The organism is Mesorhizobium sp. B2-5-11 (assembly GCF_006440835.1).
Lineage (GTDB): Bacteria > Pseudomonadota > Alphaproteobacteria > Rhizobiales > Rhizobiaceae > Mesorhizobium.
Genome location: NZ_VFUK01000007.1, coordinates 81,639 through 107,564, shown reverse-complemented (window position 1 = coordinate 107,564; position 25,926 = coordinate 81,639). Strand labels below are relative to the sequence as shown.

The following is a 25,926-nucleotide window of genomic DNA, read 5'->3' as shown; positions in this document are numbered from 1 at the left end:
CGGGGACTCTCGATCGATCCTTAGGCCCGCCTATTTTTTCCTGACCGGTGCCAGAATATCGAACGGCACGTCGTTTTTCTGTTCCGAGGGCGTGCGCGCATAGGTTTCGGTGTCGGCCGTTTCCGGCGCGGCGAACTCGGTCCGCGCGTATGCCGTAGCCTGTTTTGGCGGGTGGACGTCCATCGTTTTCAGCAACTGCCCGGTCGCCGCCAGAAGCCGATATTGCGCGAAAAGGGATGCGTAGGACGCGGTGTCGGCCAGTGTCGCGGTGTTGAATCGCGTGTTCTGCGCATCGAGCACGTCGAGCAACGAGCGCTGACCGACCTTAAACTGTTCGCGATAGGACGCGACCAGCTTTTCGTTGGAGACTGCTTGTAGCTTCAGGGTCTTGGCCAGATCGGCCTGCCGGAAGCGACGATCCCATGACGTGCGAACGGCTTCCTCGATCTCTCGGAGAACCTGGTGCATCGCGAGCCGCTGCTCGCTGGTGCGGCGGATCTGCTCCTGCTCATTGGCCTTGTCGATGCCGCCCCGATAGAGATTCCAGCGCAACACCAGACGTGCCTGCAGATCGGATGCGTCTCCATTGTCGCCGTCAATGTCGTAGCCCGCCCGGGCAGAGCCTTCGGCAATGATCGAAGGGCCGTATTTCGCGCGCGCCGCGTCCACCAGCGAGGCCGCCGCGGCAATATCGCTGTTGGCCATGTGGACGCGCGGGTTGCTCTCGCGCGCAAGGCCCAAGGCATCGTCCAGCGACCTTGGCAGCGTGCCGGACACGTCAGCCGGCCTCGCTGCATTGGTCAGCGGCTTGCCGACAGTCTTGAAAAACCGTATCCGCGCGGCCTCCAGTTCCTCCGACGCTTCCTGCATGCGGGCCTTGGCCGCGAACAGCCGCTCCTCAGCCTGTTGCCGGTCGGCTTCGTTCAACCCGCCGCCGGCAATGCCTTCCTGGATGTCGTGGAGGATTGCTTGATGGAAGCCCAGGTTTTTCTTTGCCTCGGCAACAATCGAAGCCTGGAGCATGTATTCGAGGTAGTCCTGGACAACAGAGAGGCCGATGAATTCCGACCGTTCCAGCACTCGAAACGACGCGCCATCGACGCGGGAGGCCTGGCGGTTCAATTCTGCGCGCCTTGCGCCGCTGTCATAGAGCGTCTGCGAAACGGTCAGGTCGGTTTCTGCCGGATAAAGCGCGTCGTCCTCTATCGAGAGTGCGCGCCGTGACGAATTGTCGAGACGGCGAGCGCCAGCCGACGCCTGCAGGTCGACGCTGGGCAAATAGAGGCCCTTTGCCTGACGCAATTCGAACTCGATCGCTTCGCGATTTTCTATCGCCTGGCCGATCTCCGGATTGGATTCGACCGCTACCGCCACGGCCTCCTTGAGCGTGAGGGCGTTCGCCCCCCCGCAAGTCAGCATCGTAGCCGCCATCAAAAGACCAAGGCGCTTGCCTATGGCCGACATGCCAGTTCTATTCATTTAGCCCACCCGTTTCCCCAACGCCTTCCTCAAGGCGCATAAGCGGGCCAACCCCAGGCCCACCATTGCCGAATTACCCGATATATTCAGAAAATACGTGAGCGAATATTAATTTAGGCGACTCTAAATGGGTTTTCCCAGTCATGAGCAGCGACATGTAGCAAAAATAACACATAACAGCGGGACCGATGGGGGTGGGAGAATGCCGATCGGCTGCAACGAAAAAATGCCTTGGTTGGAGCGGCTAGGGCACTTTTTGAAAAAAACCGCATAATGGTCCCGAAAGTTGCCTGGGCCGAGACGGTGGCGCTGTTGCCGAACGGGGATGCCGGACGCGGACTATAACGGATGTAGCCTCCGATAACTGCCGATAACGCGTCAATGGAGTGCTGCCCATCCAGTCACAAGAATAAGGGCAAGCGTAACCAGCGCTCCCGAAACGTACAGAACCGTCCTGACACTGCCTCCCTTTGCGGCGTTTCCGCCACGTAGGTAGATTCCCAGATGAATCAGGCGTATCGCCAGGTGCAGCCCCACAAGCGTCGCCAATGTGGTCGGTCCAACACCAACCATCATCGCCAGCACCGCGGGCACGACAAAGGGCGCCAGCGCCTCAACCGAGTTCATGTGGACGCGGTCGATCCTGTAGAGCGGGTTGTGGTCGTCCGCCGGGACTACCGGTCCTGAAAGCACCCCTGCAAATCCCTTGGACGAACCGGAATAGACTGCCAACACCACCGACAGCAAACAAAGCGTAAGCACGCCGAGGATGCTTAACCAATAGACTTCCATATTGTCTCTGCTCCTGGAATCTCAGTGGGCGATACGGTGCTTGCGAGTCATACCCCATGAACTGCAACGCGGTTGTCAGGCTGTCCGATGGTTGAACAAGTCGTGGAACCGTTGCAGGTAGAGCGGCCAGCCCTGATCGCTATCAACTGCACCCCTCACGCCTACCCAGCCTTCCCCATGGCGCTCGAAATGCCGGTGCTCGATCTCAACCCGGGTTCTGTTCTCGGTCTCGGCCGTGAACCGGACCTCCCATTCGCTCGTCTTGTTCGGGTCGGTCTCGATCTGCCACCGAGGGCTGATGTCCCAGCTCAGAACCAGCCGGCTGGGCGGATCGTAGGCCAACACACGAGCCCAGCGGCACTCGCTGCCATCCACACCTCGGTCGTAAACGTGCCCTCCGACCCGGGGTTCGAAGATCGTTTCTGCGATCGGAACGGCAAGAAGATTGTGCTCTCGAGGTTTGAATCTCCCGAAATCCTCGGTGAAAACCTTGAAGGCACGCGCAATGGATGCCTCGACAACGACGAAATGCCTTACGGGCGCGAGTGCAGGGTCCTTACTCATACTTGGTCCTTTTTTGGATACTCGACGGCTAATTTGTAGCCCGCCAGGGTCTTGCTCCAGAACTGGTCGATTTCCGCGCGCAGGCCTGCCAGCCCATCCTGATCGATACGGTATATGCGTTCTTTGCCCGAGCGCGTGTCGGCCACAAGCCCGGCAGCCTTGAGTATCTTCAAGTGCTGAGAGACGGCCGGCCGGGTTACAGGCAGGGCACGAGCAAGTCCGCTGACCGAACAGGGCTGTTCGACCAGCAGTTCGAAGATCGTGCGCCTTGTCGGATCTCCGAGCGCTGTCCAGTAGTTCGCGTTAGTAGCCACTAACGCGAACTTAAATCGATGGCCGCGACCTGTCAATATCGGGAGGTCAACGATGCGTCGTCCAAGCCCCCGTTCGGCTCCGCGGGATTAAAGGAAACCATTCAGCGACCTGCGCCGTCTCGTGGCGTGAATCATGCGGCCGTCGCAGGGAGTGCCCGTTGCGCTTTGACGGTATCGGCATACCGAATTGCATTTTTTGAATTGGTCTTTGCCGACCTGCCTTGGCATTTATCGAGCAGTCAGTTGATGCTGGGATCGAGGATGGCCAAAGTGGCGCAAGTCTATTGCAATCGGCGTTACATGCCCGAAGACGAGGCGCGCATCGGTCTCTTCGATCGGGGGTTCCTCTTTGCAGACGCGGTCTACGAGGTGACCGCCGTGATGGGCGGCAGGCTGATAGACAATGATTTCCATCTCAATCGTCTCCAGCGGTCGCTTGCCGAGATATGTATTCCCATGCCCGTGACGCTGCCTGAGATAGAAGCCATTCAATTGGAACTGATCTCGCTCAACGGATTGGATGAAGGAACGGTCTATCTCCAGATTTCGCGCGGCGAAGCCAAGCGCAATTTCCTGTTTCCCGATGATCTTGAGCCGACCATGGTCGCCTTCACAAGCGCCCGCAAACTCGTAGGAACCAAGGCTCAGGCCGAAGGCGTCGCCGTCGACCTGGCGCCTGATCCGCGCTGGGCGCGGCGCGACATAAAGACTGTCATGCTGCTGGGGCAGGTTCTGGCAAAGCATGCTGCAAGCGAGAAAGGCTTCGATGATGTCTGGTTTGTCGAGGGTGGACAGGTGACCGAGGGCGCATCGGCGACGGCTTTCATCGTTACGCACGACGGCCGTGTCATTACTCGCGCCAATTCTCAAGCCATCCTGCCCGGCTGTACGCGGCGAGCAGTGGCGCGTCTATGTGAAGACCAGGGCATTTTGTTTGAAGAGCGTGCGTTCTCGCCAGAGGAGGCGTTTTCGGCGGCGGAAGCGTTCCTGACCTCCGCCTCGAGCCTGGTCACCCCCGTCATCCGTATTGCCGGCCACAGGATCGGAAACGGCCAACCTGGTCCATTGACACGCCGCCTGCAGGAAATTTACGTCCAGACAGCTTTTGCAGAGATGAACGGGCATGCGGCCGGAAGAGCGGCCCTTGCTTGATGAGTGGGATGTGAAAATGGGCGCGGCACGGCGTTTAGGCCTTTGCATGGGGCGGCTGCCGCCCGGCCCGAACAATGCGATCACGGACGTGCCGGGTGTCCTGGTCGGCCATAAGACGATCATCGCCGACGGACTTGCGACAGGCGTCACCGCCGTCTTGCCCCATGGCGGCGACCTGTTCAGATCCAAGGTCAGGGCGGCGGTCGATATCATCAACGGTTTCGGCAAGTCCGTCGGGCTCATGCAATTGTCCGAACTGTGCACGATCGAAACGCCGATCCTTCTGACCAACACGTTCTCGGTCGCACCATGTGCGGAGGCGCTGATCAAGCGTGCCATTGCCGCCAACCCGGAGATCGGGCGCAAGACCAGCACGGTCAATCCCGTCGTTTGCGAATGCAACGACGGCGGCATCAATGATATTCAGGCAATGGCGGTCACCCGGCATGACGCCGAAGCGGCGCTGGATGCCGCGAGCGCCGGTCCGGTCGAACAGGGCAGCATCGGCGCCGGCACCGGAATGACGTCGTTTGGCTTCAAGGCGGGTATCGGCAGCGCGTCCAGGTCTGTCGAGATCGGGTCTCGCGCCTTCACGCTTGGCGCTCTGGTGTTGTCCAATTTCGGCAGGGCAGGGGATCTTGTCCTCCCGGATGGCCGCAGAGCCGATCCCAAAGGGCTCGGCGAGCCTGAAAGCGGGTCGATCATCATCATTCTCGGCACGGATATTCCTCTTGACGACCGGCAATTGAACCGTGCCGCCAGCCGGGCCGGCGCCGGCATTGCCCGCCTCGGTTCGTATTGGGGACACGGCAGTGGCGATATCGCCATCGCCTTCACGACCGCCGATCCTCTGCCGCACGTCTCGCCTTCACCGTTCATTTCGATTTCGCGTGTCGATGACAGATACATCGACCTCGTTTTCGAAGCGGTTGTGGAAACCACGGTCGAGGCCGTTCTGAACGCCCTGTGCGCCGCGCAAGGCGTGGTTGGACGAAATAGACGCAGGATTCCGGCGTTGACCGACTGGCTGAAGGAGCCCCTTTGAGCATGAAGATTTTCATTTCGGCCGATATCGAAGGCACCGCGGGCATTCAATCCTGGGACGAGGCGGAAAGAACGCATGCCGACCACAGGGAATTCCGCGAACTGATGACCGGGGAGGTCCTGGCCGCCTGCGAAGGAGCGCGAGCCGCTGGCGCCACCGAAATCATGATCAAGGATGCGCATGACAGCGGGCGCAACCTTATTCTCGAACGCATGCCGCCTTTCGCGCGCATCGTGAGGGGCTGGTCGGGACATCCGGACGCAATGATGTTCGGGATCGATGAAAGCTTCGATGCCGCGCTCTATACCGGCTACCATTCCAAGGCCGGCGTCGAGGACAACCCGCTTGCACACACATCGACATTGCGAATATCGCGGCTGATCCTGAATGGCGAAACAGCGTCCGAATTCACATTGAATGCGTTGTGCGCCGCGCGCTATGGCGTGCGCTCGGTATTTCTTTCCGGCGACGAAGGCATTTGCGCGGACGCCAGAGCCCTCGTCCCGGGGATAGCCACTGTCGAAACCCTCAAAGGCATCGGCGCGGCCACCATCTCCCTGGCGCCTGCGGCGGCGCGCGGCGCAATATGCGAGGGCGTTGAAAGGGCGTTGCGCGACAGGGCGCGGCAAGCTTTGCCGTCAATGCCGGAAAGGGTCGAGATCATCATCGAATTCAGCAATCCCGTCGATGCCTATCGCGCTTCCTGGTATCCCGGAGTGCGCCGGCACGGGCCACGTGCCGTCGCCTTTGCATCGAACGACTATTTCGAGGTGCTGCGCGCCTTCCGCTTCATGAAGAGCTGAAGGTCGCTGTGCCTGCGGCTGGTGCGGCGGGCTTCGACGTTTGCGCCAGCGCCTTGGATGATTGCCAAAGAGCCTCTACCATGGTGCTTCGCGTCTTCTCCGAGCTGCGATACAATCGTATCTCGAGATCGAGCGTCCATGTGCTGTCATTCGAACAGATGACAAGGGCTCCATTGGAGATGTCGTTCTCGACGAGGCTTTCTGGCAGCCAGCAGATGCCCGCGCCGGTCAGCGCAAGTTCCTTGAGTCCGGCGCTTATTGTGCTTTCATGCACTGTCTGACGCCGGAACGGCGAGTGCTTCGAGAACAGTTTTCCGAGGGCGACACCAAAGAAAGAGCTGTAACCATAGCCCAGATAGGGCAAAGCTCGCTTTGCCGTTTCCGGACTGTCCAGAATGCCCGCCGCGGGCACGGTCGACTTGTCGAAGCGCAGTTCCGGCGCCGCGACCGGGATGAGCCGATCCGATCCGATAGCCAGATGAGAAAACTTGTCGCGATCCAGGTGAAACGGCACTTCACGGTGCGCATAGGTCAGGAAGAAGTCGGTTTCGCCATCGGTCAGTGCAGCCAGGTTCGCCTCGATGCCACCCCTGTCAGCCATGAAGGATGTGCCGAAGGTGCGAGTGTTCCGCTGTACCTCCCGCAGCCAAACCGGAAAGAACGTGATGGTCAATGTGTGAAGGGCCGCAAAGCGTACAAGCCCCTGTTCCGCAGGCGGGCGCAGAGACTCGCGCACCGAATAGAACATCCTGATGGCGTCTTGCGCCATCGGAAGAAAATTGCGTCCGGCCGATGTCAGTTCGGCCGGCATGGTGGCACGACTGATGAGCGGTGCTCCGAGCCACGTCTCAAGCTGCTTGATGCGCCGACTGAAGGCCGACTGGGTGACATTGCGGATTTCGGCTGCCCGCGAAAAGCTCGAGGTTTCTGCAAGCGTCACGAAATCTTCGAGCCATTTGATTTCCACGCGGCCTCTCCTCCACTGCGTTCGAGCATTGATCCAGCCGCAATGGGAGCATATTTCATTATAATTGCAATGTTATGCAAATTTTGCATGCTTGATTGCGAAAACCGAATTGGCCTTGTGATCGCCGACGCCCCAACGTCTGCAAAACGAAAAAGCTGGCAACTGGAGCCGGTGGCAGGGGAACGTGACGTCGAGCGCGGGAGAAGAATCTGACCGCACACGAAACGGAATGCCACTCAAAGTCAAATCTATGTCGGCGACGTCCGTGAACGCCGGGGGAGAAGAAAAGGCAGCATGAATTCGCAGAACCAAGCCGATCTCGTTTTGCATGGCGGCAAGATTTGGACCGGTTACGGAAATCCGATCGCGGAGGCGATTGCGGTCTTGGGCAACCAGGTCGTGGCCAGTGGCTCCAACGCCGATATCAAGCCCCTGATCGGAAAGGGCACGAGGGTCGTGGATCTGGCCGGGCGCTTCGCAATGCCCGGTCTGAACGATGCGCACCTGCATCTGATCTCGACGGGGCTCCTGCGTGGCAAGGTCGATGCGACGCCGGATGCCGCGCCGACCCGCGACGCGCTGATGGCTGCGCTGCGGGCACGGGCCGCCGAAACGCCCAAAGGCGCATGGGTGACCGCGCGCGGTTTTGACCAGACCCGCTATCCCGACGCACTGATGCCCACCGTGAAGGAGCTGGACGCCGCCCTACCCGATCATCCCGTTTCGGTCACGCGCGCCTGCGGCCATGTCACTGTCGTGAATTCGCTGGCGCTGGCGCTGGCGGGAATCGATGTCGACACGCCAGATCCGGATGGTGGCCTCATCGGGCGCGAGGCCGGGCAACTGACCGGAATGCTGGCTGAGAACGCCCAGACCCTCGTCTACGACGTCCAGCCGACACCCTCTTTCGCCGAGATACTCGATGCTATCGAAGCGGGGGGCCGTGACCTTCTGCGGTTCGGCATAACGTCCTGCATGGACGCGGCCACTGGCCAGATCGACGGTATGACCGAGATCGAGGCTTATCATGAGGCCGAGCGCAGCGGCCGGCTCCCGGTACGGGTCTGGGCAACACTTCTGGGCGACCCCGGTTCGTCCATCGTCGAGCCTTGCCATGCCGCGGGTCTCGTTACCGGGGTCGGCAGCGACATGTTCCGCATAGGCGGCGTAAAGATATTCACGGACGGCTCGGCCGGCGGACGCACGGCCTGGATGCGCCAGCCATATATTGACCAGCCTGACAATTTCGGTGTCCGGATGCTGCCAGACGCTCAATTGTTCGAACTGGTCGACCGCTACACCGCAATGGGCTACACCATGGTCTGCCATGGCATTGGCGATGCCGCCATCGACCAGCTCGTGCGCGCTTATGAACGTGTGCGCGCCGCCAGGCCGGATCACAAGCACCGGCACCGGATCGAGCATTGCGGCTATGCCGATGATGCCATCAATCAGCGGATGTTGAAGGCAGGCATCCTGCCTGCGCCGCAGCAGGCCTTCATCTATGATTTCGGCGACGCCTACGTCTCTGTTCTCGGGCCGGAGCGCGGGTTGCGCTCCTATCCGATCGGAACCTGGGATCGCCTCGGCATGAAGCCGTCCACCGGCAGCGACTCGCCGGTCTGTTCGCCCAATCCCTTCCCGGACCTCTACGCCATGCTGACGCGCAAGACGCACAAGGGCACGGTAATGGACGCTTCCGAAAAACTGACGTCCGAACAGGCGTTGCGCGCCTATACCGAACACGGTGCCTACTCCCAGGGCGCGGAAATGGTGAAGGGCCGGTTGGAGCCTGGAATGCTCGCGGACATCGCCGTGTTCTCCAACGACCTCCTGACGGCCACACCGGAGACAATCCTGCGTGAAACGCGCTGTGAGATGACAATTCTGGATGGGCGCATCGTCTATGAAGGAAGTTGAGGCGGGATGCCGGTTGGGCCCGTCTCTGACAGGAAATCAACAACGAACCACAGGGAGGAATTGAGGGATGTTGAACAGACTTGGCTTGATCGCGGCGCTTGCGCTTGGAACGGCGACCGCCGCGCTGGCGCAGGACGCCACACCGAAGGATGGGGGGAAATTGGTGTTCACCGCGCCCTATGGCAACTCCATCACATCGCTGGACATCACGGCGACACCGCATACGCAAGACGAGATCGTGGCCAAAGCGATCAACCGCTCCCTCTACAAATGGAACCCGGAAAGCGGCAAGCCTGAGCTCGACCTCGCCGAAACGGTAGAGAAGTCGGCGGATGGCAAGACCTATACCTACAAGCTCCGGGAAGCGACCTTTCACAATGGCGACAAGCTCGACGCCGATGACGTGATCTGGTCCTACAACCGTCTTGCCGATCCCAAGAAGGCCCTGCCGGGCGCCGAGCAGATGTTGCAGATCGCCGGCGTCGCCGAATTTCAGGCAGGCAAGGCCGATCATATTTCCGGGTTGAAGAAGATCGACGACAGGACCATCGAAATCACCTTCATCAACCTGGCCGATCCGGGCTGGAACCTGATGTCCAACTATGCGCCGATCTACTCCAAGGACTATCCGGAGGATCAGCTGGCCTCCAAGCCGAACGGCCTTGGCCCGTTCAAGCTCGCCAATTACGTTGCGGGCTCGAAGGTCGAACTGGAGAAGTTCGACGGCTATTATGAGAAGGGCAAGCCGCATCTCGACAAGCTCGACATCATGCTGATGGGCGAAGCTTCGGCTCGCGACGTCGCCTTCCGCAACGCGGAGATCGATACCAACGTTCTCGGCCCTGTGCAGTATGAGGCCTACAGCCAGGATCCGGCGCTGAAGGATCACATCCTTGAGGTGGCCGAAGTCTACACCCGCAATATCGGCTTCAATCCGAAGGTCGAGGCATTCAAGGACAAGCGCGTCCGGCAGGCGATCAATTATGCGATCAACAAGGACCTGATTGTCGAGAAGCTCTTGAAGAACAAGGCTTATCCCGCGGTCTCCTGGCTGCCGATTTCATCGCCGGCCTTCGACAAGGACGCCAAGCCCTATGCCTATGATCCGGAAAAGGCCAAGGAACTGCTGAAGGAGGCAGGGTTCGAGACCGGTCTGAAGTTCTCGGTCACCGCGACCTCGAACGAAAGCTGGGGCCTGCCGATCGTCGAGGCGATCATCCCGATGCTGGCCAAGGTGGGCGTCACCGTGACGACCGACCCGGTGGAAAGCTCGGTCCTGTCCGACAAGATCCTGTCCGACAATTTTGATGCCTTTATCTGGTCGAACTCGTCGGGCCCGGATCCACTGAAATATCTGAACTGCTTCTATTCGAAGACATCGCAAACCGCCTGCAACTACGTCAAGTTCAACAATGCCGACTTCGACAAGCTGATCGAGCAGGCAGGCAACGAAACCGATCCGGCCAAACAGAACGATCTTCTGAGGCAAGCCAACAACCTGCTGCAGGACGAGGCTCCGGTCTGGTTCTTCAATTACAACAAGGCCGTCATGGCCTACCAGCCATGGGTCCACGGGCTGAAGCCGAACGGCGCGGAACTGGCTATCCAGGATTACGAGGACATCTGGATCGACGACAGCGCACCCGCATCACGCAAGTAGCGCGATGGCATGGCTGGCGGGCGGGACCGGTTTGTACGGCCCCGCCCACCGCATGGCGCCCACTCCTCGCCCGCCGCATGGCGCCCAGTTGTTGAAAGGCAGGATTCGCGGATGTCGCGCTTCATCTTTCGTCGCACGCTGCAGATGATCCCGACCCTGCTGGCGGTCGTGCTGATCATTTTCGTGATGTTCAGCGTCGTCCCCGGCAGCTTCATATCGAGCCTGATGTCGGAGGGGCGCAACGCCACGAATGCCGATGTGATGGCGCATCTGAACGAGCAGTTCGGGCTGGACAAGCCTCTGCCGGTCCGCCTGTGGGACTATCTGTGGGGGCTGGCGCATTTCGACCTTGGAATTTCCTACCGCACCCGCGAACCGGTGTGGAACGTGATCGAGCCGCGGCTCTGGCCTTCGATCAAACTGGCGCTGGCGGCGATGGGCTTTGCCGCGGCAGTCGGTATTCCTCTGGGATTTCTGGCCGCGCTGAAGCCCGGCAGCGTGTTGGACACCGGCACGATGATGCTGGCGGTTTCCGGCCTGTCGGTTCCCGAATTCTGGCTAGGTTTGCTGCTAATGTACGTCTTTGCGCTGCAGCTCGGTCTGCTGCCGAGCTTCGGCTACCAGCCCGGCGGCATCCGCTACATCATATTGCCTGCCATCGCGCTCGGCGTATCGCCGATGGCGCTCTTGGCGCGAACCACCCGCGCTGGCGTTCTGGACGTGATGAACGCGGATTTCGTGCGAACGGCGCGAGCCAAAGGGTTGACCGAACCGCGTCTGGTGCGCAGTCACGTCACCCGCAACGTGCTGGTGTTGATCTTGACCACGCTTGGCCTTCAGATCGGTTCGCTCATGGGGCAGGCGATCGTGATCGAGAAACTGTTTTCCTGGCCAGGGATCGGGTCGCTTCTGGTCGACAGCGTGTCGGCACGCGACATTCCCGTGGTTCAGGGTACGGTCATCGTGATCGTGTTGTGGTTCCTTGTCATCAACATGCTGGTCGATATCGCCTATGCCATGATCGACCCGCGCATCAAGGTGGCCTGATCCATGCGGTTGCGTTTCAATTTCGCCCTTGGCCTGGCGCTGGCGTTGCTCGTGGTCGCCGCAGCCGTCAGCGCCGGCTGGATTGCCCCGTACAACCCGATATTCGACGCCGACCTGATGAATTCTGAAATGCCGCCGAGCTGGGACCATCTTTTGGGCACGGACGGGCAGGGTCGCGACGTCTTTTCCCGTATCCTCTACGGCGCCAGGGTGTCGCTGACCGTCGGCCTCGTTTCGCAGTTGATCAACTCGTGCATCGGTATGGCGCTTGGGGTTTCGGCCGGTTATTTCGGAGGCTGGTGGGACGACCTGGTGAACGGGCTGACCAACGTCATGCTGGCGATCCCATCCCTGGTCTTCGCGCTCGCCATCATGGCGGTGTTGGGACCCGGCTTGCCAAGTCTCCTGATCGCATTGGGCCTGACCAACTGGTCCTGGACCTGCCGCATCGCCCGCAGCTCCACCTTGTCGCTCAAGAATCAGGGCTTCGTGCAGGCCGCCAGGGCGGCCGGCTTCAGCGACGCCAACATCATGCGCACGCAGATACTGCCGAATATCGTCGGTCCGGTGCTGGTCATCGCGACACTTGGCATCGGCGGCGCGGTTCTGGCGGAAGCTGCACTGTCTTTCCTCGGCGTCGGCATCCGGCCACCGCAGCCGAGCTGGGGGAACATGCTGACCGACGCGCGCGAACTGATCCGCACCGCCCCCTGGGCCTCGCTGTTCCCCGGCCTCGCAATCTTCGCCACGGTCCTTGGCTTCAATCTGCTCGGTGACGGGCTGCGCGACATGCTGGATCCGCATATGAGGATAAGGCAGGCATGAGCGGCATTCTTCCCGACCCTGTTCTGTCCATCCGCGACTTGCGCATCGGCGTCGGCAAGCGGAACGAAATCCTTCACGGCGTGTCTTTCGATATCCTGCCTGGGGAAACTTACGGACTTGTCGGCGAATCCGGTTCGGGCAAAAGCATCACCGGCCTTTCGGTGATGGGGTTGCTTAAACGCCCGCTGGAGGTGACCGGCGGCTCGATCTTCTTCCGGAGCCAGGACGTGTTGAAGCTTGGCAGCCGCGCCAGGCGCCGTCTGCGCGGCGACCGTATGGCGATGGTGTTTCAAGAGCCCATGACGGCGCTCAATCCGCTGATGGCGATTGGCCGTCAGATCGCGGAAATGTTCGTCGTTCACAGGGGCTTCGGGTGGTCGGATGCGCGCAGGAAAGCCGTCGAGGCACTGGAAAGTGTTCGTGTGCCGGCGCCCGAGGAACGCGCCCTGTCCTACCCCCATCAACTGTCGGGAGGGATGCGCCAGCGCGTCATGGTCGCCATTGCACTGGCCTGCCGTCCCGACCTGCTGATTGCGGACGAGCCGACCACCGCACTTGATGTGACGGTCCAGGCAGGCGTCCTGGAATTGCTTGCCGAGCTTTGCACGGCTGAAGGAACGGCCGTGCTGCTGGTCAGTCACGATTTGGGCGTGATCGCCAATATGTGCCGGCGCGTCGGGGTCATGGACCGGGGGCGGCTCGTCGAGGAGCAGGACACCAAGGCTCTGTTCGAAAATCCGCTGCATCCCTATACCCGAGGCCTGCTCGCGGCACGCCCTCGCCTGGGGTCGCGAACGCTGGTTGGACGCGCCCGCCTGACCGAACTGGACCAGGTCGTGGGCAGCGAGGAGCGTGGACGCGACGCACCGACGCTGACCACGCCGCGCGGCCTTGGTCTGGAGGCGACCGCATGAACCAGCCTCTTCTGGAAATCCGCGACCTCAACGTCCATTTCCCGCTGCCGCGTCGCTCGCTGTTGGGGCCAAAGCGGACGCTTCGTGCCGTTCAGGGCGTGAATCTGACCCTGAACGACGGAGAGTGCCTGTCCATCGTCGGTGAATCCGGCTGCGGAAAATCCACCACCGCGCTGACCGTGATGGGCCTGCAGGAGCCGACTTCGGGAAAGATACTGTTCCAGGGCAAGCCGTTGGCAGGCCCTGGCGCTCCCGCCCGCAAGGAGCGCGCGCGCATCGCTCAGATGGTGTTTCAGGACCCGTATGCGTCGCTGAATCCGCGCCAGACCATCGGTCGCATGCTGTCCTCGCAGCTTTCCCTGCATGGAATCGCCAGGGGAAGCGAGGCCAGCCACCGCGTCGCCGAGATGCTGACCCGCGTCGGCCTGACGCCCGATCACGCTGACCGTTATCCGCATGAATTCTCCGGCGGGCAGCGCCAGCGGATCGGCATCGCGCGGGCGTTGATGCTCGATCCGAAGATCCTGGTGCTGGACGAGCCGGTGTCGGCGTTGGACGTGTCCATCCAGGCGCAGATCATCAACCTGCTGATGGACCTGCAGGAAACGCTGGGCTTGAGCTACATCATGATCTCCCATGATCTGAGCGTGGTCGAGCATGTCAGCGACCGGGTTGCCGTGATGTATTTCGGCCGCGTGGTGGAAGAGGGTGACTGGCATTCGATTTTCAGCCGCCCGACGCATCCCTACACGCGTCGCCTGATCGGTTCGGTTCCCGATCCCGACGCGATCCTGACCGGGGCACGCGCCTTGCCGGATGCTGCCTTCGTCCCAGACGCCGCCCGCTTTTCGCCCGACATTTCGCGCCGTCCGGACCCCGACGAAGAACCCGAGTCAAGCGAGCTTGTCGAGATCGGCCGCGGTCATCGCGTGCGTCTCGCGCAATAGGAATTGCCCATGACCTTCAATGTCCTTACCTGCGAATTCATGCACGAGAGCAATACGTTCTCGCGCTTCCGTACCGACTTGCCGCAGTTTCAGGTGGACACGCTTCTCCTTGGCGACGACGCGATCCACGCCCGGCGCAACGCCAATACCGAACTTGCCGGATTCATGGATGTGGCGGAACCGGCGGGCTGGAACGTGATCCACGCGATTTCGGCACATGCCGTGCCCGGGGGGCGGGTGACGAAAGCTGCCTATGACCACATCGCCGGTATTATCCTGGAGGCAGCGCGTTCGAACAAGAGCCGCCTCGACGGAGTGCTGCTTGGACTTCATGGCTCGATGGTGCCTGAGTTTTGCCCGGACGGGGAAGGGTATCTGCTAGGCCTTCTGCGGGCCGAACTTGGAGCGGACATTCCTATCGCGGTAACGCTCGATCTTCATGCGATGGTGTCGGAAGACATGGTCCGGGACGCGCAGATCCTTGTCTCCTACAAGACCTATCCGCATGTGGACATGCGCGAAATCGGCGCGCATGCCGCCCGTATCCTGGATCGCGCAATGAAAGGTGAAATCGCGCCCCGGACCGTCAGGGCGCATGTGCCGATGCTGGACGAAGCGAATTCCGGCCGCACCGACATTCCCGAGACGCTGGCCCTTTATGACCGCGCCCGCGAGGCCGAGGCCGAGGGCTTGCTCGCGGTTTCCGTCAATGCAGCCTTCACGGGCGCCGACGTGTCCTGCGTCGGTCCCACCGTGCTCGCAACCTATGACAGCCGTGATCCCGGCGCCAAGCCAGCCGCCATGCGTGTGACAGAGGAAATTGCGGACAAGATCTGGCAGGGCCGTACCAGGAAGCGCAATGTTTTCATCGAGGTCGACGAGGCTGCTGCCGAGGCGCATGCCTGGCGCGGCGACAAGCCACTTGTCATCGCCGATTACGCCGACAATCCCGGCGCCGGTTCCTACGGCGACTCGACCGCGCTGTTGAAGGGCCTGCTTGATGCGGGAGTAAAGGGTGCGGTACTCGCGCCGATGATCGATCCTCAAGCGGCAAATGAATTGCACCGTCACCGGCAAGGCGAAACCGTGACGGTGACGATTGGCGGCAAGGGCGACGCCAACTTCGGCGGCGGCCCGCTGACGGTGACGGGTGTGCTGACTAGGCTTTCGGACGGCGCCTATGTCGGCGACGGACCGATTCAGGGCGGGCTCACCCATAGTTTCGGCCCCACCGCCGTAATCGACGTCGACGGGATCGAAGTCCTGGTCGTTTCAGAAGCGCAGCAGATGGTCGACCTTCAGCAATTGCGCGCTTTCGGGATAGAACCGACGGCTCGCCGCGTGTTGGTCCTGAAATCGATGCAGCATTTCCGGGCGGCATTCGAGCCGATATCGGGCAAGGTCATCGTCTGCGATGCAGGCGCGCTGGCAACGCCGCGGGCAGAGCGGCGCCCCTATATCCACGCGCCGCGCCCGCTCTGGCCGCTCGACAAGGATTTCGAGCGCTTCGTTCGTCCCTTGGTCGACACATTCTAAATTACCAAAGCGGGCCAGTGCAGACGGCCCCTTCCTGGATGCGAATGCTGACAGCGAGCGCACTCTTCGCAGGCCCTGCGTGGCGACGGCGGTGCGATCGATCATCGACCGTCAAGTCACAGACATCGCCGATACGCTTCAGCTCATCTATTCGCTCCGGCCTGCGGGCCTGCCCGGGCCGTTCTTCGAGGCTCGGAAAACGGCGGCGTCCGCGCTGCATCGTGACGCGCGCCGTCCCGGTGCCAGAAGTCGAGAACGGCTGCGGTGATAGCCTCTGGCGCGTCCTCCTGAACAAGATGCTTCGCATCCGGTACGACAATGAATGGAGCGTTTGGGATGCGCCGCGCGAGTTCTTCACCATCTTTCAACGGGATAAATTCATCCTCGGCGCCCCAAAGAATGCTCACGGGGCAGCGGATTTCACCGTAGCGGTCCTCGACCTCTTCGCTGTACTTGTCGTCCATCTGCGCCACCTGGCGCCAGAACGCCTTCTTGCCCTCCTCGCTAAGCCAAGGCTGGAGATAAAGCCGCATCTCCTCTTCGCGCAATTTGTGCTTCGCTGCGGCACCGATATACGCGCGCAGGACGGCTTCATGGATATAGGCTGGAAGACCGGCAAAAACGTCTTGGTGCACCTTGGCCGCCTGCACCAGCGCGGATCCCTGCGGGCTGATTGCGACAGGATCGATCAGCATCAGGCTGCTGTAGTCGATGCCGTCCATGAGATGGGCGCGCAGCGCGGCAGACCCGCCAAAGTCATGCGCGACGACGTCCGGGCGCTCTATACCCCAGTGCTTTACCAGCGCCGCGAAAAGTCCATTCTGAAGACCATGCAGGACGTCGGCGTCCGGCTTGTCGGACTGCCCGAAACCCAGCAAATCATAAAAGAAAACCCGACGGTGCCGCGCGAGCCACGGTGCAATTCGCCGCCACACCAGCGAGGAAAATGGCGAGCCGTGCAGGAGGATCGCAGCCTGTCCCTCGCCGAGCGTGCCCCAGGCGATCGCATGACCGCGGTAGATGAAGCGTTCAGGCAGAGTCCAGTTCGCAATCATCTCGTCCTCCGTATCCAGAGACTTGTCGAGGAATCCGACAGGAAGCGGGTCGGACCGAAACTCTCAGCCATGGTGCGATGGTGCGAATTCCGGCCCTGGACAATCTCTCGGCGACAGAAACCCAGGTGGTAGCGTCGTCAGGCCAGCCGTGCAGCAGCAAAGCCGCTGTGTCATGCTTCGCGCCTTCCTCCAGAAAGGCGATGTCGAGCATTTGTGGCCGCGGTTGACGGCATGATGAAGCGCGCGTGGGTCTGCATCCCTGCCCAACGAGGACGGCGCGATCGGGTTCCTTGGCATGCGACCATCAGGCCGCTCTTGTCGACCTCCGTCCGAGGCAGCCCGTTCACGGAAAGCCTTCCCCTATCCGAGCCGGACTTGCTTCATGATCCTGTTCCTCAGATGACCCCGCCATTCGCTCGGACGATCTGGCCGTTGATCCAGCCGCTGTCCGGTCCAACCAGCAGGGAGACGACGCGCGCGATGTCGTCGACCTCGCCCAGACGGCCGAGCGGGTTCATCTGTTTGATACGATCGAGCGTAGCCTGATCCTTGCCTTCGAGAAAAAGCTCGGTGGCCACCGGCCCCGGCGCAACCGCGTTGACCGTGATGGCGCGGGATCCCAACTCCTTCGCCACAATGTGGGTGAGCGCTTCGACCGCGGCCTTGGTGGCCGCATAAACGCCATAGGTCGGCTGATAGAGTCCGACGACGCTGGTCGAGAAGTTCACGATGCGGCCGCCGTCGCGCAGGCGCCTCGCCGCCTCGCGAAGGCCGTTGAACGTGCCCTTGAGATTGATCGCGATGGTCTGATCGAAAGTCGCATCATCAAATTGAGCGACCGGTGCGAGCTTCATGATGCCGGCATTGTTCACCAGCACGTCGACGCCGCCATGGGCCGCTTCGGCGGAATCGAACATCCGTCTCACAGCTTGCGGGTCGCTGACATCGGCCTGGAAGGAGGTGGCCCGACCGCCGGCCTTTTCGATCTCATCCACCAGCTTGGCGGCCGCTTTGGTGCTACCTGCATAGTTGACCACGACCGTGAGGCCGTCGCTCGCCAGCCGGCGGGCGATGGCCGCTCCGATGCCGCGAGAGGCTCCCGTGACGATTGCAACCCTATTCGTTGAGGTGGTCATTGTGGTTGTTCCTTTGCCGTGTTGTTGCCGATATCAATCCTTCGCTCGATATTCCTGCGGGATCACGAAGACCTCGTCGGCGCGGGCGTAACCGCCGTCCTTGACCTCCTCGATCAGGACCATGGTATGCGGCCGAGCGGCCTCGGAGAAATATTCCACGAGCATCGCGGTGGCCCGATGGACGATCTCTTCTTTCTGGGCCCGGTTCAGCGCCGCCTCGGGGACCTTGAAATTGACGAAAGGCATGATCTTCACTCCTGTCGATCTGAGGACTTGAATGGTGTGAAGGTAGCCGTTTTTAAAACCAGCACTAGAAAGCCGATTTCAACATCACCATTTCAAAAACCATAACAATCGACTACGAGATGGTCATGGATCGTATCGACGTCATGCGGCTCTTCGTCAGGATCGTCGAGCGTGGGAGCTTTGCCCAGGCCTCGCGGGACCTGCAGGTTCCGCGGCCCACTGCCACTCATGCGATCCAGCGCCTGGAAGCGGATCTCGGCGTTCGGCTCCTCGAACGGACAACCCGAAATGTGAGGCCGACGCTCGATGGCGCACTCTACCATGAACGCTGCATCCGGCTCCTTGCGGACCTGGATGAGGTGGAGAGCGTCTTCAGGAATGCTGAACCCAAGGGTCCGCTTCGTGTGGATATGCAGGGGACCATCGCGCGGTTTTTCGTCATGCCCGCCTTGCCCGAGTTCATCACGCGCTATCCCGGCATCTCGCTCAGCCTCAGCGAAGGCGACCGGATGGTCGACCTCATCACTGAAGGCGTCGATTGCGTCGTGCGAGCCGGCGAGCTGTCCGACTCGTCTCTGATCGGTCGCCGAATAACCGCATTCGAGCAACTCACCCTGGCGAGCCCAGCCTATCTTGAACGTTACGGCGTCCCTTCGACACCGGATGATCTCGGCGGCCATCACATGGTTGCCTATACCGCCTCCGCGACAGGGCAGCCGTACCCGCTGGAATTCGAGATGGACGGCGCGGCAAGGGAGGTTCCACTACCCTACGATATCGTCGTCCGGGGCGCCGAAATCTACACGGCCTCCGGCGTCGCCGGGCTCGGGTTGATACAGGTCCCGCGTTATCGCGTAGAGCATCAGATCGCCACCGGGCAATTGGTTCCGATACTGGAAGCCTTCCCACCACCGCCGATACCCGTATCCGTGCTCTATCCCCAGAGCCGCCATCTGTCTTCGCGGATCAGGGTGTTCATTGATTGGCTGGCGGAGGTTTTTCGGGCCCCTCGCGGCGTTGCCGGGAGTTCCTCTCAGAAGGGCTCGGTCGAGATATCAAGCTGAGGCAGTTCATCGTTGCACGGAAAGGCGGAACAGGTCCGCCACGCTTCGGCACACCGTCTCATGGCCTGCCCCTTGACACGAATGTGAGATGCCTCTGGTGCCTTCTCAGGCCAAGGCGTCTGGCGAGCAGAAGCGCTAGACCAAGCACAAATACGATGCCGCCCCCCACCAGCCCCTGGGCCGCCAAAACCAGCACCGTCTGCTCTGTCGTCGAGCCTGCCCGCATCTGGCGCACATCGGCTGCCGTGACGCTGACTTGCGGGTTTCCGAAGCGCGCTGTCACATAGTTTGCAAGGGCCGCCACCTGGCCGTCGTCCAGCCAGCCGTCAAAGGCCGCCATCGATTTGCGGCCCGCGACACCGCCTGCCTTGACGCCTTCAAGGATGGTCATGACGACATTCTCAGGCGAGGTTACGCCGAGAGTGCTGTTGTTGGTCAGTGATGGATAGGTGCCATCCGCCGATCCGCCTCCATTCAGGCCATGACATCCCGAGCAGAGCGACCGGTAGAGATCGTCGCCCACCGCGACCCCGCTGCCCTCCACGCTGGTCTTCGTCCCGGCATCGCGGGCGGCTGCGGGCGGATTGGTCCACGCGAAGCGCGGCCGCTTCTCGTCTCCCGATTGGGCGGGCACGGTCCTGAGATAGGCGACGATGGCATGAATGTCGTCGTCCGAAAGATATTGCAGACTGTTCATGACCGTTTCCGCCATCGGACCGCCCGCATATGCCTTTCCAGGCATGGCGCCGGTCTTGAGAAACCGAAACAGCTCCTCATCGCTCCAGCCGCCTATGCCCGCGATCTTGTCGCCGCTGATGTTGAACGCCTGCCAGATACCGGCGCTGCCGCCGGCAAGCTTGCGATCTTCATCCATGCCGAACGTCGTATTCCTTGGAGTGTGGCAGGCGCCGCAGTGGCCAAGCACCTCCACCAGGTAGGCGCCCCTGTTCCATGCGCCGGTTCGGCTTGGATTTGGTCCGAAGCCGCCGGCGTGGAGGTTGGCAAGTTTCCACAACTAGAGCGTCCAGCGCTGGTTAAATGGAAAGGGCAGTATGTTTGGCGGCGGCGGCTGAGAAATCGGCGCGGTCGTGAGCAGGTAGGCTCGGATCGCGAGCACATCCTCGCGATTCATCCCGACGAAGCTGTCATATGGCATGGCGGGATAGAGATCGGCCCCGTCGCGTCTGACGCCTTTCTGCACGGCTCGCACGAATTCGTCGGCGGAATAGCGCCCGATGCCTGTGTCGAGGTCCGGTGTGATGTTGGTGGAATAGACATCGCCGAACGGCGTCGGCACCCGATAGCCTCCGGCGAAAGGCCGGCTCGGATTGGACGTGTGGCAGCCGACGCAATCGGCGGCTCGGGCAAGATATTCGCCTTTCTGGATCTCGTTCGCCCGCAGCGGCGTGCCAGGCGCCAGCGACGCCATGACGGCCGCGACTACACGTAGGAGAACGGCGAGGAACGGAACGCTCGCAGCAGGCCACCGCAAACGCTGCCCATGGCGGATGACCGCTCGTCGGCTCCGCTGCACAGTCACAGTTCGCATCCGCTGAAGATCAATCCGGCCGCCATTTGCGCCAGCATGACGAGCGTGAACAGGGCCCCGATGCCTACCGAAGTCCTGGCCAGAAACGCGCGCGTGCGCGCCTTCAGGGGCGGGCTCGTGCCGTGCCCTGGATCATGAACGGCGCGCCATGACGACAGGACGCCCAGCGCCGCGACGGCGGCGCCTGTCAGCGAGAACAGAACAGTGGGCCGAAACCCGGCGTCGCATTGCCAATATGCGATTGAATAGTCGAGCTGCAGCGATATCGCCCACGCCGTTGGTCCGGTGGCCATGCCTGCCCAGGAAACGCCCGTGCGGATCGCCTGCATGTTACATCCTCGGAACCCAGTAAATTACGAGATAGAGCACGACCCATGAGACGACCACGAAGTCCCAGTAGAAGGCATTGTCCGACACGTCGCTGAAGTGGCGTCCGGTGTTGCCTTTCTTGGTGAACATGAGAACCGCGAGCACGATCGTGTCCCCGACATCGGTGAGGAGGTGTGTCGTGTGCAGGCCGAGCAGGAGCCAGACGATCGACCCGTAGGCGTTCTGGTCCCAGGAGATCCGGAGCGCGGGAAATTCCCAGATGCGCACGATCAGGGGAAGAATTCCGGCGATCGACATGACGACGATGCCGATGCGCACCTTCACAAGGTCCTGCCGCCGCGCCCAAAGATCGATCAGACGGTTGGGGACGGCGCTGGCAAGCAGAATAATCAATATTGCCGTGCCCGGCAGGAGATCGGGTGCCGGCGCTCCGATCGGCCAATGCCGCGCCTGCACAGCCAGGTAGAAATAGGTACCGATCGCCAGGGCAAAACCGGTTGCTTCAAGGGCGATGAAGGCCACCGTTCCCCACCAGATCGGGCTTGCCGATCCAAAATCATAGGTGGGCAGGTGGCTGACGTCGACGGTTGGCCGGTGTCTCATTCTTCGTCCTCCGGCTCGCCTTTCGGCCAGAACCAGCAGATAAAGCCGATCGAGACCGGTATCGCGCCCCAGACCACCGCCCATGGCGTGTATATTGAGCCCAGAAACGCGCCACCCACGGCGATGGCCGAGAGCAGCGGCCAGATCGAATTGTCGGCCGATGGCACGCGCAGTTGCGGCACCGCATCGGCGACCGTGCCGGCAAGCACTTCGCGCGCATCGACGCGCAGGCCCTCGACCACCGGGAGTATGTCGGGTTCGGCCCAGAGCGGCTCGCGATGGGTCACCACTGGCAGGCGCGAAAAATCGTAGGAAGCCGGCGGTGACGTCGTTGCCCATTCCAGTGTGCTCGCCCCCCAGGGATTGTCTCCCGCGAGGCGACCGTTGCGAAGGCTGAGCAGCATGTTCAGGACGAGAAGCGCGAAGCCGGCGAACACCACCAGCGACGAGATGCTGATGAACAGGTTCGTGCCGCCCCAGCCGCTCGCCGGCGGATAGGTGTAGACGCGCCGCGGCATGCCTTGCAAGCCAAGGATGTGCATCGGGAAGAAGGTGAGATTGAAGCCGATGAAGACAAGCCAGAAATTCCAGCGGCCGAGCCTTTCGGACAGCATGCGGCCAGTGATCTTGGGAAACCAGTAGTAGACGGCGCCGAGCAGGGGGAAGACGGCGCCGCCGACCAGCACATAGTGGAAATGCGCGACGACGAAATAAGTGTCGTGCACCTGCAGGTCGAGCGGCACCGAGGCGACCATGACTCCGGTCAGCCCGCCAATCACGAAGGTGAAAATGAAGCCGAGCACGAAAAGCAGCGGCGTGGCAAAAATCGGCCGGCCGCCCCAGATCGTCGCGATCCAGCAGAAGATCTGGATGCCGCTCGGAATGGCGATCATCATCGAGGAGGCGGTGAAGAAGCTTTCGCCGAGCTGCGGCAGGCCCGTGGCGAACATATGGTGCACCCACAGGCCGAAGGAAAGAAAGCCGATCGCGATCAGCGACAGCACGATCCCGAGATAGCCGAAGACCGGACGGCGCACGAAGCTTGGCAGGATAGCCGAGACGAAGCCGGTCGCGGGAATGAAGATGATATAGACCTCCGGGTGGCCGAAGAACCAGAACAGGTGCTGCCAGAGCAGTGCGTCGCCCCCCGCCACCGGGTCGAAGAACCTGGTGCCGACCAGCCGGTCGAGGATCAGCATGGTGCTCGACACCATCACCGCGGGCATGGCGAACAATATGATGAAAGCCATGACGAGGACTGACCAGACATAGAGCGGGATGCGATCGAGCGACATGCCAGGGGCGCGCTGCTTGAACACAGTCGCGATGATCTCGACGGCGACCGCGAGTGCGGACACTTCGGTGTAGGTCACCATCTGCGCCCAGAAATCGGGGCGCTTGCCGATCCCATATTCAGGTCCGGCGAGCGGCGCGTAGGAAAACCAGCCGGCATCCGCGCCGGTGTCGAAAGCGAAGGCGATCCAGATCATCAACCCACCGGAGAGATAGACCCAGTAGCTGAAGGCGTTGAGCCGCGGGAAGGCGACGTTTCGGGTGCCGATCATCAGCGGCACCAGGTAGATGGCGAACGCTTCCATAACCGGTACGGCGAACAGGAACATCATCGTCGTGCCATGCATGGTGAAGAGCTGGTTGTAGAGATCGGGGCCGATATGGCGTGCCTCCGGCGTGGCAAGCTGGAACCGCATGGCAAGTGCCGACAGGCCTGCAAGGGCGAGGAACAGGAAGGCCGTCACCATATAGCGCCGGGCGATCAGCTTGTGGTCGACCGTGACCAGCCAACCATAGAGGCCGTTCGGCGTCCGCCAGGCATGCGCCAGATAGTCGTGCAGTCTTGCCTCGTCGAGCCCGGTGTCGCGGATGCCTTTCAGGGCCGCTTCCTGTTTTTGCCTAGCCGTCTTCCCGGCAACGCCACTCATTCAAGACTTCCAAGATAGGCGACGACCGCACGAAGATCGTCGGCGCTGAGAGCAATGCGCGGCATCTTCGCGCCGGGTTTTATGGATTGCGGATCGGCTATCCACGCGGCGAGCGCGCCGGGTGTCATGGCCAGCGTGTCGGCGGCCAATGCACGCCGGTTTGCGAGATGGGTAAGGTCGGGCCCGACCGCTCCCTTGGCCGGCGTCCCCCTTAGCGTGTGGCAGAGCGCGCAACCGGTGGAAAGAAAAGCCCGCTGGCCGCGGCGTTCCTCCTCGCTGGCAGGCGCGATGGCGGCGGCGTCTTGTCTGGACCGCCATGCCTCGAACGCTTCGCGGCTTTCCGCGATGACGGTGACGGCCATGTGAGCATGCTGGTAGCCGCAGAACTCGGCGCACTGGCCGCGATAGATACCGGGCCGGTCGGCAATGAGCGTGATCTCGCTTGGCCGGCCCGGAATGAGGTCCCGTTTGCCGGCGAGGCTTGGCACCCAAAAGCTGTGAATGACATCGGTCGAATCGAGCTCGACCTTGACCGGCTCGCCAACGGGGACATGGATTTCGTTCGCCGTGACCATCATCCGCGACCGATCATCTTTGGGATAGCGTATCTCCCACCACCATTGATGCCCTGTGATGCGGACCGTGAGTGTCTCCTTTCCGCTCATCGAGGCGATGGATTTGCCGGCGAAAAAGCTCGTTATCGTCAGCGCGGCGAGAACCAGCACGGTCGCCGCGACGGCGCTTCCGACCGCGCGGCCAAACCGGCGTTCCTGATGGCTGTCGATGCCTAGCGGGGGGGACGCTGCTTGCGCCCCGCGGTGATGGAGAAGCGCCATTGCCAGGGCCAGCATGACGAGCACCCAGGTGATCGCCGCCACCGCGCCAAAAGACCAGATGAGATCGAGAATCGCACGGGCATTCGCACCATGTGCATGGAGTGCGGATTGCCAGCCGCTGCACCCGCTCAGGACCGGTGCCGAGACCACTGTCGACGCGAGGCCGAGCCATCTCAGGACGCCTGGAAGACGGCTGCCGGACGTGCTTCGAGCTGGACGTGCAAAGGCGGACGCAATGGGCCATTGCCGCCGTTGCCGCAGGCGGATGGACGGGCCCGTGCATCTTGCCATGTGAAATCCCCATGGATGCCAAGGCGATAACGCGAATCGCTGCAAAAGGATGCTTGGCAACGATGGCCGGCTTTTCTCCGCCATGCGATTGGCGCCGGGCCGATGCTTGCGCGCCGGGAGCGCAACCAAATGGCGGATATGTCCGTTTCTCCAGGCAAAGGCGCGGGACGCGCATCGGACGGTTCCACGCCGCGAAACTTAGGAACTAGCCATGAGCAACACAGACAAAACGGCCGGCGGAAATCGAAGCGTCGCAGGCAAGGACGATCGCAGCCAGGACGCGACGCGCAACGACCGCCGAGGCAGGGAAGAGACGCGGCAGGAACAGGCTGCGGACAGCCATCCGGAAGAGGATCCGGCGGAGGGCTCTCGCCAAACGGTCGAGCACGAGTTGGACAGGCTGGATCGGTCGGGGCGCAGCGCCTCGCAATCCGCGCGCGAGGGCCAGGTGGAACGCGCGCGTGAGGAACTGCGGAAGCAGGTCAGCGAAGAGACGCAATTACCGGGACGAGGTTCCGCCTGACAGCGGCTGTGGATCGCCCCGCGGTTGGCTTTTTGTTTCGATTCTTCGGTGTCAGACGGCACGCAGGTCGTGTCGGGCCTGCCGCTTTCCGCTTTCCCGGATCCAGAGGGTCGCCATGAGCAGCGCCGCCCCGCCATAGATCAGGCCGGCTAGGGGAAGGTGCGGGTGAAGAGCCTCACCGCACTCTTTTCGACCGTCGGCCCCAGGCATATCCATGTCGATCTTCAAGGCGATGCGGCTCCAGCCGCATCAACGGCCAAGGCGGGCGCTGCGTTTCATTGGCGGTTGGCTTCCACAGGAACAAAAAGCTTGACCGGAGGTTCGAACCTCAATCTCGGCATCGGCACTTGGTCGGAACAATCGACATGATTTTTTCCCGTGTGGCCTC

The 25,926-nt window shown here is 61.7% G+C and carries 28 protein-coding genes; 12 read left to right on the top strand and 16 right to left on the bottom strand.

The window, feature by feature from the left end:
* Positions 1-30: 30 nt before the first annotated feature.
* The 4 genes from FJ490_RS21940 to FJ490_RS21925 all read right to left on the bottom strand — a co-directional run bounded on the left by FJ490_RS21940 (position 31) and on the right by FJ490_RS21925 (position 3,149).
* Positions 31-1,479 carry a TolC family protein gene (locus FJ490_RS21940; RefSeq protein ID WP_140515176.1) on the bottom strand — a complete coding sequence of 483 codons (1,449 nt, stop codon included), beginning with the start codon at positions 1,477-1,479 and terminating at the stop codon, positions 31-33.
* 378 nt (positions 1,480-1,857) lie between these two features.
* Positions 1,858-2,271 (bottom strand): MAPEG family protein, encoded by a 414-nt coding sequence (locus FJ490_RS21935; RefSeq protein WP_140515177.1) that lies wholly within the window; start codon positions 2,269-2,271, stop codon positions 1,858-1,860.
* 75 nt (positions 2,272-2,346) lie between these two features.
* Positions 2,347-2,835: an SRPBCC family protein gene (locus FJ490_RS21930; RefSeq protein ID WP_140497330.1), complete on the bottom strand. Its 489-nt coding sequence runs from the start codon at positions 2,833-2,835 to the stop codon at positions 2,347-2,349.
* Positions 2,832-3,149, bottom strand: coding sequence for a metalloregulator ArsR/SmtB family transcription factor (locus FJ490_RS21925; RefSeq protein WP_210239482.1), 318 nt, complete (start codon positions 3,147-3,149; stop codon positions 2,832-2,834). The genes FJ490_RS21930 and FJ490_RS21925 overlap by 4 nt, the downstream gene beginning before the upstream one ends.
* Before the next feature lie 261 nt (positions 3,150-3,410).
* Between FJ490_RS21925 and FJ490_RS21920 the strand changes: the two genes are divergently transcribed.
* From FJ490_RS21920 to FJ490_RS21910, 3 genes are read left to right on the top strand one after another with little or no spacing between them, the layout of a single operon-like run.
* Positions 3,411-4,301, top strand: coding sequence for a D-amino-acid transaminase (locus FJ490_RS21920; protein ID WP_140498074.1), 891 nt, complete (start codon positions 3,411-3,413; stop codon positions 4,299-4,301).
* Positions 4,302-4,317: 16 nt separating this feature from the next.
* Positions 4,318-5,346 carry a P1 family peptidase gene (locus FJ490_RS21915; RefSeq protein ID WP_140515179.1) on the top strand — a complete coding sequence of 343 codons (1,029 nt, stop codon included), beginning with the start codon at positions 4,318-4,320 and terminating at the stop codon, positions 5,344-5,346.
* 2 nt (positions 5,347-5,348) lie between these two features.
* On the top strand, positions 5,349-6,149 hold the full coding sequence (locus tag FJ490_RS21910) for a M55 family metallopeptidase (RefSeq protein ID WP_140525154.1): 801 nt from the start codon (positions 5,349-5,351) through the stop codon (positions 6,147-6,149).
* On the opposite strand, the gene FJ490_RS21905 is transcribed toward FJ490_RS21910, so the two are convergent.
* Positions 6,136-7,116 (bottom strand): LysR family transcriptional regulator, encoded by a 981-nt coding sequence (locus FJ490_RS21905; protein ID WP_140729440.1) that lies wholly within the window; start codon positions 7,114-7,116, stop codon positions 6,136-6,138. The genes FJ490_RS21910 and FJ490_RS21905 overlap by 14 nt on opposite strands.
* Before the next feature lie 72 nt (positions 7,117-7,188).
* Positions 7,189-7,626: a hypothetical protein gene (locus tag FJ490_RS33165; protein WP_224519091.1), complete on the bottom strand. Its 438-nt coding sequence runs from the start codon at positions 7,624-7,626 to the stop codon at positions 7,189-7,191.
* Here FJ490_RS33165 and FJ490_RS21900 point away from each other — a divergent pair.
* From FJ490_RS21900 to FJ490_RS21870, 7 genes are all read left to right on the top strand, one after another.
* On the top strand, positions 7,597-9,036 hold the full coding sequence (locus FJ490_RS21900) for an amidohydrolase (RefSeq protein WP_246672820.1): 1,440 nt from the start codon (positions 7,597-7,599) through the stop codon (positions 9,034-9,036). The genes FJ490_RS33165 and FJ490_RS21900 overlap by 30 nt on opposite strands.
* Before the next feature lie 67 nt (positions 9,037-9,103).
* Positions 9,104-10,696 carry an ABC transporter substrate-binding protein gene (locus FJ490_RS21895; protein WP_140515182.1) on the top strand — a complete coding sequence of 531 codons (1,593 nt, stop codon included), beginning with the start codon at positions 9,104-9,106 and terminating at the stop codon, positions 10,694-10,696.
* A gap of 111 nt (positions 10,697-10,807) precedes the next feature.
* The gene (locus FJ490_RS21890) at positions 10,808-11,743 is read left to right on the top strand and encodes an ABC transporter permease (protein ID WP_140729442.1); all 936 of its coding nucleotides are present in this window, start codon (positions 10,808-10,810) and stop codon (positions 11,741-11,743) included.
* Between the two features lie 3 nt (positions 11,744-11,746).
* On the top strand, positions 11,747-12,568 hold the full coding sequence (locus tag FJ490_RS21885; RefSeq protein WP_140497347.1) for an ABC transporter permease: 822 nt from the start codon (positions 11,747-11,749) through the stop codon (positions 12,566-12,568).
* Complete coding sequence (locus FJ490_RS21880; RefSeq protein ID WP_140497349.1) at positions 12,565-13,482, top strand: ABC transporter ATP-binding protein; 918 nt, start codon at positions 12,565-12,567, stop codon at positions 13,480-13,482. The genes FJ490_RS21885 and FJ490_RS21880 overlap by 4 nt, the downstream gene beginning before the upstream one ends.
* Complete coding sequence (locus FJ490_RS21875; protein ID WP_140729443.1) at positions 13,479-14,429, top strand: ATP-binding cassette domain-containing protein; 951 nt, start codon at positions 13,479-13,481, stop codon at positions 14,427-14,429. The genes FJ490_RS21880 and FJ490_RS21875 overlap by 4 nt, the downstream gene beginning before the upstream one ends.
* Before the next feature lie 9 nt (positions 14,430-14,438).
* Positions 14,439-15,965, top strand: coding sequence for a M81 family metallopeptidase (locus tag FJ490_RS21870; protein WP_140729444.1), 1,527 nt, complete (start codon positions 14,439-14,441; stop codon positions 15,963-15,965).
* A 143-nt stretch (positions 15,966-16,108) separates the two neighbouring features.
* Here FJ490_RS21870 and FJ490_RS21865 read toward each other — a convergent pair whose 3' ends face one another.
* From FJ490_RS21865 to FJ490_RS21855, 3 genes are all read right to left on the bottom strand, one after another.
* A complete protein-coding gene (locus tag FJ490_RS21865; protein ID WP_140555693.1) occupies positions 16,109-17,020 on the bottom strand; it encodes an alpha/beta hydrolase in 912 nt (303 codons plus the stop codon).
* 395 nt (positions 17,021-17,415) lie between these two features.
* Positions 17,416-18,156, bottom strand: coding sequence for an SDR family oxidoreductase (locus FJ490_RS21860; RefSeq protein ID WP_140497357.1), 741 nt, complete (start codon positions 18,154-18,156; stop codon positions 17,416-17,418).
* A 33-nt stretch (positions 18,157-18,189) separates the two neighbouring features.
* Positions 18,190-18,402 (bottom strand): 4-oxalocrotonate tautomerase family protein, encoded by a 213-nt coding sequence (locus FJ490_RS21855; protein ID WP_140497359.1) that lies wholly within the window; start codon positions 18,400-18,402, stop codon positions 18,190-18,192.
* Between the two features lie 125 nt (positions 18,403-18,527).
* Here FJ490_RS21855 and FJ490_RS21850 point away from each other — a divergent pair, with 125 nt between their 5' ends.
* On the top strand, positions 18,528-19,466 hold the full coding sequence (locus FJ490_RS21850) for a LysR family transcriptional regulator (RefSeq protein WP_140623821.1): 939 nt from the start codon (positions 18,528-18,530) through the stop codon (positions 19,464-19,466).
* A gap of 58 nt (positions 19,467-19,524) precedes the next feature.
* On the opposite strand, the gene FJ490_RS32780 is transcribed toward FJ490_RS21850, so the two are convergent.
* The 6 genes from FJ490_RS32780 to coxB form a co-directional block, all read right to left on the bottom strand.
* Positions 19,525-20,391, bottom strand: a complete 867-nt coding sequence (locus FJ490_RS32780; RefSeq protein WP_348640096.1) for a cytochrome c — start codon at positions 20,389-20,391, stop codon at positions 19,525-19,527.
* A 90-nt stretch (positions 20,392-20,481) separates the two neighbouring features.
* The gene (locus FJ490_RS32775; RefSeq protein ID WP_181165410.1) at positions 20,482-20,895 is read right to left on the bottom strand and encodes a c-type cytochrome; all 414 of its coding nucleotides are present in this window, start codon (positions 20,893-20,895) and stop codon (positions 20,482-20,484) included.
* A gap of 107 nt (positions 20,896-21,002) precedes the next feature.
* Positions 21,003-21,344, bottom strand: a complete 342-nt coding sequence (locus FJ490_RS21840; RefSeq protein WP_140497365.1) for a hypothetical protein — start codon at positions 21,342-21,344, stop codon at positions 21,003-21,005.
* 1 nt (position 21,345) lies between these two features.
* Complete coding sequence (locus FJ490_RS21835) at positions 21,346-21,948, bottom strand: cytochrome c oxidase subunit 3 (RefSeq protein WP_140497367.1); 603 nt, start codon at positions 21,946-21,948, stop codon at positions 21,346-21,348.
* Positions 21,945-23,888 carry a cytochrome c oxidase subunit I gene (ctaD, locus tag FJ490_RS21830; protein WP_140729445.1) on the bottom strand — a complete coding sequence of 648 codons (1,944 nt, stop codon included), beginning with the start codon at positions 23,886-23,888 and terminating at the stop codon, positions 21,945-21,947. Before ctaD ends, FJ490_RS21835 begins: the two co-directional genes overlap by 4 nt.
* Positions 23,885-25,099, bottom strand: a complete 1,215-nt coding sequence (coxB, locus tag FJ490_RS21825; protein WP_246672819.1) for a cytochrome c oxidase subunit II — start codon at positions 25,097-25,099, stop codon at positions 23,885-23,887. Before coxB ends, ctaD begins: the two co-directional genes overlap by 4 nt.
* A gap of 127 nt (positions 25,100-25,226) precedes the next feature.
* Here coxB and FJ490_RS21820 point away from each other — a divergent pair, with 127 nt between their 5' ends.
* The gene (locus FJ490_RS21820) at positions 25,227-25,538 is read left to right on the top strand and encodes a hypothetical protein (RefSeq protein WP_140623812.1); all 312 of its coding nucleotides are present in this window, start codon (positions 25,227-25,229) and stop codon (positions 25,536-25,538) included.
* A 51-nt stretch (positions 25,539-25,589) separates the two neighbouring features.
* Here FJ490_RS21820 and FJ490_RS32770 read toward each other — a convergent pair whose 3' ends face one another.
* Positions 25,590-25,766, bottom strand: coding sequence for a hypothetical protein (locus tag FJ490_RS32770; RefSeq protein WP_181165409.1), 177 nt, complete (start codon positions 25,764-25,766; stop codon positions 25,590-25,592).
* Between the last annotated feature and the right edge of the window lie 160 nt (positions 25,767-25,926).

Coding starts and splice junctions, on each gene's coding strand:
- FJ490_RS21940 (WP_140515176.1), bottom strand. CDS start 1,479: ATGAATAGAACTGGCATGTCGGCCATAGGCAAGCGCCTTGGTCTTTTG.
- FJ490_RS21935 (WP_140515177.1), bottom strand. CDS start 2,271: ATGGAAGTCTATTGGTTAAGCATCCTCGGCGTGCTTACGCTTTGTTTG.
- FJ490_RS21930 (WP_140497330.1), bottom strand. CDS start 2,835: ATGAGTAAGGACCCTGCACTCGCGCCCGTAAGGCATTTCGTCGTTGTC.
- FJ490_RS21920 (WP_140498074.1), top strand. CDS start 3,411: ATGGCCAAAGTGGCGCAAGTCTATTGCAATCGGCGTTACATGCCCGAA.
- FJ490_RS21915 (WP_140515179.1), top strand. CDS start 4,318: ATGGGCGCGGCACGGCGTTTAGGCCTTTGCATGGGGCGGCTGCCGCCC.
- FJ490_RS21910 (WP_140525154.1), top strand. CDS start 5,349: ATGAAGATTTTCATTTCGGCCGATATCGAAGGCACCGCGGGCATTCAA.
- FJ490_RS21900 (WP_246672820.1), top strand. CDS start 7,597: ATGCCCGGTCTGAACGATGCGCACCTGCATCTGATCTCGACGGGGCTC.
- FJ490_RS33165 (WP_224519091.1), bottom strand. CDS start 7,626: ATGCAGGTGCGCATCGTTCAGACCGGGCATTGCGAAGCGCCCGGCCAG.
- FJ490_RS21895 (WP_140515182.1), top strand. CDS start 9,104: ATGTTGAACAGACTTGGCTTGATCGCGGCGCTTGCGCTTGGAACGGCG.
- FJ490_RS21890 (WP_140729442.1), top strand. CDS start 10,808: ATGTCGCGCTTCATCTTTCGTCGCACGCTGCAGATGATCCCGACCCTG.
- FJ490_RS21885 (WP_140497347.1), top strand. CDS start 11,747: ATGCGGTTGCGTTTCAATTTCGCCCTTGGCCTGGCGCTGGCGTTGCTC.
- FJ490_RS21880 (WP_140497349.1), top strand. CDS start 12,565: ATGAGCGGCATTCTTCCCGACCCTGTTCTGTCCATCCGCGACTTGCGC.
- FJ490_RS21875 (WP_140729443.1), top strand. CDS start 13,479: ATGAACCAGCCTCTTCTGGAAATCCGCGACCTCAACGTCCATTTCCCG.
- FJ490_RS21870 (WP_140729444.1), top strand. CDS start 14,439: ATGACCTTCAATGTCCTTACCTGCGAATTCATGCACGAGAGCAATACG.
- FJ490_RS21865 (WP_140555693.1), bottom strand. CDS start 17,020: ATGATTGCGAACTGGACTCTGCCTGAACGCTTCATCTACCGCGGTCAT.
- FJ490_RS21860 (WP_140497357.1), bottom strand. CDS start 18,156: ATGACCACCTCAACGAATAGGGTTGCAATCGTCACGGGAGCCTCTCGC.
- FJ490_RS21855 (WP_140497359.1), bottom strand. CDS start 18,402: ATGCCTTTCGTCAATTTCAAGGTCCCCGAGGCGGCGCTGAACCGGGCC.
- FJ490_RS21850 (WP_140623821.1), top strand. CDS start 18,528: ATGGATCGTATCGACGTCATGCGGCTCTTCGTCAGGATCGTCGAGCGT.
- FJ490_RS32775 (WP_181165410.1), bottom strand. CDS start 20,895: ATGGCGTCGCTGGCGCCTGGCACGCCGCTGCGGGCGAACGAGATCCAG.
- FJ490_RS21840 (WP_140497365.1), bottom strand. CDS start 21,344: ATGCAGGCGATCCGCACGGGCGTTTCCTGGGCAGGCATGGCCACCGGA.
- FJ490_RS21835 (WP_140497367.1), bottom strand. CDS start 21,948: ATGAGACACCGGCCAACCGTCGACGTCAGCCACCTGCCCACCTATGAT.
- ctaD (WP_140729445.1), bottom strand. CDS start 23,888: ATGAGTGGCGTTGCCGGGAAGACGGCTAGGCAAAAACAGGAAGCGGCC.
- coxB (WP_246672819.1), bottom strand. CDS start 25,099: ATGGCGGAGAAAAGCCGGCCATCGTTGCCAAGCATCCTTTTGCAGCGA.
- FJ490_RS21820 (WP_140623812.1), top strand. CDS start 25,227: ATGAGCAACACAGACAAAACGGCCGGCGGAAATCGAAGCGTCGCAGGC.